General features: G+C 73.1%; 1 pseudogene. It reads left to right on the top strand.

The features are described 5' to 3' along the window. Window positions 1-5,389: pseudogene (locus AOK09_RS36120) on the top strand (hypothetical protein); the annotation flags it as partial.

Below are 5,389 nucleotides of genomic sequence, written 5' to 3'. Positions count from 1 at the left end.
ATCCCGAAACCCCCAGGGACACCCACCCGGCACCGGCCCACGACGCCGCCCCCGAGACGCCCTCACGGACGCCGCAGGAGACCGAGCCCGCGCCCGCCGACGACAGGGGCGCCCCCCGGCTGGCGCCGCCGCCGAGCCGGATGACCCAGACCGGGCAGCTCAGCGGCGGCGACCACATCCTGCCGATCCGGGCCGACGACAACGTGGTCACGGACCGCCTGCTCACCGGGCTGCCGCTCAACGAGGAACAGCTGGCCGCAGCCCGCTCCCAACTCGCCCCGCAGCTCAGCCTGAAGACCCTCCAGCCGCTGCTCTCGGGCATGACCCGTGGCGACGTCCACCATGTGAAGCTGGACATCCCGGGGTTCAAGGGCGATGTCCCCGTCACGGCCCGGGTCGTGAAGGCGGACACCGCCGCGCCCATCGAGAAGCTGGAGTTCGAGGACGGCGGTGAGTCCTTCTCCCGCAGCGGTTTCCTGCGCGAGGGGCAGAAGCGGTTCGGCGGCGGCGTCCAGTTCAGGGGCAAGGGCTCGGCGGAGACCAACCTCACCGGGCAGCTCGGCGCGTCCCGCGACCGGACCACCGCTGAGGCCGTGTCCAGCAGCAGCCGCGTCTTCTCCCGCAGCAAGACCTCGGAGCCCGCTCTGCGGATCAACACCGAGATCAGGCTCGACTTCGACCTGTCCGGTGTCCGGAGCCCCCTGGGTTCGCCGCTCGCCGCAGCACCGCGCACCGACGGCGGGACCGGGGCGGGTACGGACTCGCGCCCCCAGGTCAGCCTCACCGTCCCGGTCGCCGCTCCCGCGGCGGAGTCCGGTCACGCGCCCGCCATCGAGCAGCACTACCAGCCGCCGCTGCGGGTGCAGCAGACCCTGTCGCTCGGCGGGACCGACGTCGTCCGGGACGTCTTCGCCGTGGACGCCCAGGGAAACCGCACCGGCGGCGGGGCGGCGGCCCTGCTGGGCGATCCCGCCGACCGGAACTCCCTGGAGTCCTTCGGCCGCCGGCGGTTCGGCGACGACTGGTCCGGGGTCCGCGAGCAGATCGTCGACCGGATCGACCGGACGACCCTGCACTCGGGTCTGAAGCCGATGACCGCCGGTGAGCCCCTTGAGATCCCGCTCGGTGACGGCCGGGGCACCCTCGTGGTCTCCGCCGAGGTCGCGTCCATGACGCACGTACGCAACACCGCGCAGACGGAGTTCAACACCGGTGCGGACGTCACCCGCACCATCACCTCCTCCGACGGCGTCGGCTGGACCGCGCGGGCGCCCTTCACCGCCCAGACCTACGACTTCGGTGCCGCCCCGCTGGAGATCGGCGGCGGTACGAACGCGGAGTACGGCCGTGAGGGCGCGTCCGTCCAGCAGATCGCGATCCGCACGGGAAGCGCCGTCAAGATGAAGGTCCCCGCGGCCGTCTTCGACGGTGTGGCGAAGGTGACCTTCACCCACCGCCCGGAGGGCGCCGGGACCGCACCCCGGCCGGCCTCCGCCGAGGGCCGGCTCGGCTTCCAGGTGCTCAGCGAGGCCGCCGAGTCGCGTCCCGTCGACACCGCGCACCCGTTCTCCGCCTCCGACCGCGCCCCCGGGCCCCGGCGTATGGAGGCCCCGGAGATCTCCGCGGGGGAGACGTCCTGGCGGCCCAAGGAGGACGTCTGGAGCAAGGGACTGCCCGAGCAGGCCGTGGTGCTCGACGTGCTGCTGGGTGAGGAGCACCCGGCGGGGCAGGGCGGCGCCGTCAAGCCGTCCGACCTCCTCGACCGGTTGGGACGCAGCCACTTCGGCGACTCCTGGGCCGACGTGGCCCCGAGCGGCCGGGGCATCATCAGCCACCAGCAGCTCGCCGCCGCCCTGCCCGGCATGAGCCGCGACGTCCCGGCCCAGAGCCCGCCGCTGACGCGTCCCCTCCGCTCGGACGCGCAGGCGACGGGGAGGGCGCGGCTGGAGGGACTGGAGTTCCTGCGGCCGCTGGACAAGGCCGAGCTCAATGTCCTCAACGACATCACGGAGGGTTCCCAGGACCGGCTGGGCTCCTCGCTCGGCGGTTCGGCCCGCGCCCAGGGCGGGCCCGACCTGGCGCTCTCGCAGTCGTCGTCCCTCTCCGTGCCCGGCATCGGCGGGGGCGTCTCGGGCCGGACCCGCAGCGGAGCCAGGGCCGCCGACACGGCCAACACCGTGTCCAGTTCCAAGTACGCCGAGCCCATGGTCGCCTACATCGCGCGGGCACGCGTCGACCTCCAGGTCGGGGAGCTGGGCAAGGACGGCCCCTCGGGCCACACCGAGGTTCGGTTCGTGGTGGCGATCCCGCAGTCCCACGCGGAGCGGTACCAGGTCGCTGAGGACACGGCGGGCCGGCAGGTGTTCGACCGTCCCGCGCCGGCCGCTCCGGCGGGCCACGGCGACACGACGACGCCCGGCCACACGACCTCCGGTGACGCGACCCCCGGCGACCCAGCCCACGGTGACACGACCCACGGTGACACGACCCACCGTGACCCGGCGTCCAACGACCCGGCGTCCAACGGCACAGTGCACGGCGACGCCCCCGGCGAGCCGTCCGGTACCCGGCGGGACAGCCGTACGGACGGCACGGAGCCCGGCGGCCGCGCCACCACGCCGCCGGCCGACGACACGGCGGTCACCCGTGACCGGGACGACGCCGACCGTGCCACCACCGAGACGGAGCCGCGGCCGCTGGAGTTCCAGCCTCCGGACCGGGTCCGCACCTCGGGCCGGCTGGGAGCCTCGGACGCGGTCCTCCACTTCAAGGACCCGAAGGCCGTGATGAACGCCCTGGAGAAGGAGCTGGGCGGCACCTTCAAGGAGGACTGGGGAAGGGCCGAGGCCGAGCTGAAGCCGTACTTCGACGAGGTGGCGCTGCGACCGCAGTCGGCCGCTCTGACGGCGGGGCGTACCTGGGGGACCTCGGTCACCGTCGGAGCCCACACCGCCGACGTCCGGATCGTCGGAGCCCGGGCCAGGATGACGGAGTACGCGCGGCCGGTCGACGACTTCGAGTTCGAGACCGGCACGGAGTCCTCGACCGGCAGGGGCCACGCCAAGGACGTCAGCGTACGGAAGTCCTTCTGGGGCAGGCTGGGTGTGCGGGCGCCGCACACCTCGATCGCCGTCGACCACATGCGGCACAGCGACTCACTGACCGGTGAGGGCAGTGAGCTCAGGGCCCAGGCCGTCTCCAAGGGCAAGACGGTGGAACCGGCCGCCGTCTTCAAGGGCGACCTGGACTACACCGTGGAGGTCACGGTCAGCCACGCCGTACCGGGAGTCCCCGACCGCAAGGTGACCCTGCACCCCACCACGGAAGCCGAGTTCGGCTTCCCGGTGAGGGAACTGCCGGTCGACCCCACGACCTCGCGCAGGCCCGAGCCGGCCGAACGGTTCCTCCCGCCGCCGCGGATCGCCCGCGACATGGTCCTCGGCGCCTCCGACATCGTGCTGGACGTCGGCTCCACCGAGCAGCGGTCCGGCACCGCCGGCACGGGCCGGGCACCCGCGGCCGAGGGCACCCCGGCAGACCGGCCGACGCCTGAGCGGTCCACGGCCGACCACGTCCTCGACCAGCTGGACGAGTCCGGCATCCGGGCGCTGGGCTCGGCCAAGGCATGGGCGGCGGCCAAGGACGTCATGCGCGAGCAGCTCACCGACGACCGGATCCAGCAGCGGTTGAAGGGCATGACGGCCGGTCAGCCCTGGGACATCAAACTCCCGAACGGCACGGTGCGGATCACGTCGAGCATCCAGCAACTGACCCACACCTCCAACACCAAGGCCACCGAGTTCAACAGCGGATCGACCGCCGCCTCCACCACGAGCCGGACGGAAAGCCGCGACGGCAGCGCACACACGACCAATGTGCAGGCCGTCGGGACGATCGATCCCGTCGGAGCAGCCCCCGCGGAAGTGATCGTGGGGGGCTCGGTGACGCATGAGAGCGCCCACGACCGCGTCACCGAGAGCGCCTCCGGTGGCCGCACCGGCGCGGGTACCAAGACGAAGGTCCCCGGCAGTGTCTTCGACGGGGTGGCCGGGCTGCACTTCGAGTTCAAGCGGTCCTGGAAGCTGCTGGGACGGACCGTCGACACCCGCGTCCCGGCGCAGGCCCGCGCCGAGCAGCGCCGGATCGACCAGCTCCGCCGGGAGATCGCCGCCCTGCCCGAGAACCCGGCCGACCCCGAGGCGGCGGCACGGCTCAGGCAGGAGTACGACACCGCGCTCGACCGGGAGGCCGACCGCGTCAGGAGGAGTGCCGCGCAGCGGACCGACGCCGGCCAGGGCACCCCCCGGCCGATGACCAGGCTCGCCTTCGGGGTGCGGCAGCGCTCCCACGGCTACGCCACGGTCGGCTTCCAGGCGCTGGTCGAGAGCGCCGACGCCGTGAAGGCCGACCCGCCGGCTGCGGCACCGGGTGCCGAGGGGGCTCCGCCGGCCCGTACGGGAACCGGGGAGACGCCCCGCACGCTGGCGGTGCCACCCGAGGAGATCTGGGGCCGGGGCCTGTCGGCGGACCACATCGTCCGTGACCTGCCCGATGTGCGTTCCCTGCGGAGCCTGGTGGAGGCCGAGGGCCGGCGCGCCTACCGAGGCGCCTGGGACTCCCGGGGCCTCACCGACCGCACCAGGGGCGACCAGGTGCTGGACACCTTCACCCGCGAGCAGTTCCTGGCGAATCTGCCCCAGCTGTCCCGCGGCGGGGAACTGAGGAGCGAGCCTTTCGTACTGAACGGCAAGAAGGCGTGGGTGACGGCGACGGCGAAGGTGGTCAGCCTCACCCACGACCGGCCGGAGCCCAAGGCCGAGACCACACTCGTCAGCGAGAGCTCCACCCAGGCCGGCCGCCGTCAGGTGGACTCCCGGCAGGTCGGGATAACCGGGCAGGTCGGGGCCAGGGGCACCGAGCTGGCCGGTGACTTCGGGGTCACGGCGACCTTCGGCGGCGCCTACCGCAGCCGCTCGGCGCAGGAGGACACCGTCGGCGGGCGTACCACGGCCGGTTCCAAGTACCCCCTTCCGCTGGAGCACTTCAACGGATACGTCGAGGTGGAGTTCGCCTTCCACCACGGCGAGTCGTCCACCCCCCAGCGGGCGTCCGGAGTCGTGCCGTTCGGCGTCTCCATTCCCACGCAGGAGATCACGGAGCACGTGGAGGGCACCTCGGCCACGTACTTCACCGGTGAACACCGGCAGGGCACCACCTGGGCCTCCTCCGCACCCGCCCCGGAGACGACCAGGCCGGAGACGACCACCTCGGACACGACCGTGCCGGAGACGCCGCCGGCGGAGACTCCCGCGCCCGGAACCACCACCCGCTACGCACCTGCCCTGGACACGATCCACGAGGAGACCATCACCCCGGAGACGCCCCCGGC

This window comes from Peterkaempfera griseoplana, from assembly GCF_001418575.1.
In the GTDB taxonomy this organism is placed as follows: domain Bacteria; phylum Actinomycetota; class Actinomycetes; order Streptomycetales; family Streptomycetaceae; genus Peterkaempfera; species Peterkaempfera griseoplana.
The sequence above is the reverse complement of the archived record's forward strand: the minus strand, read 5'-3'. Positions and strand labels throughout refer to the sequence as shown.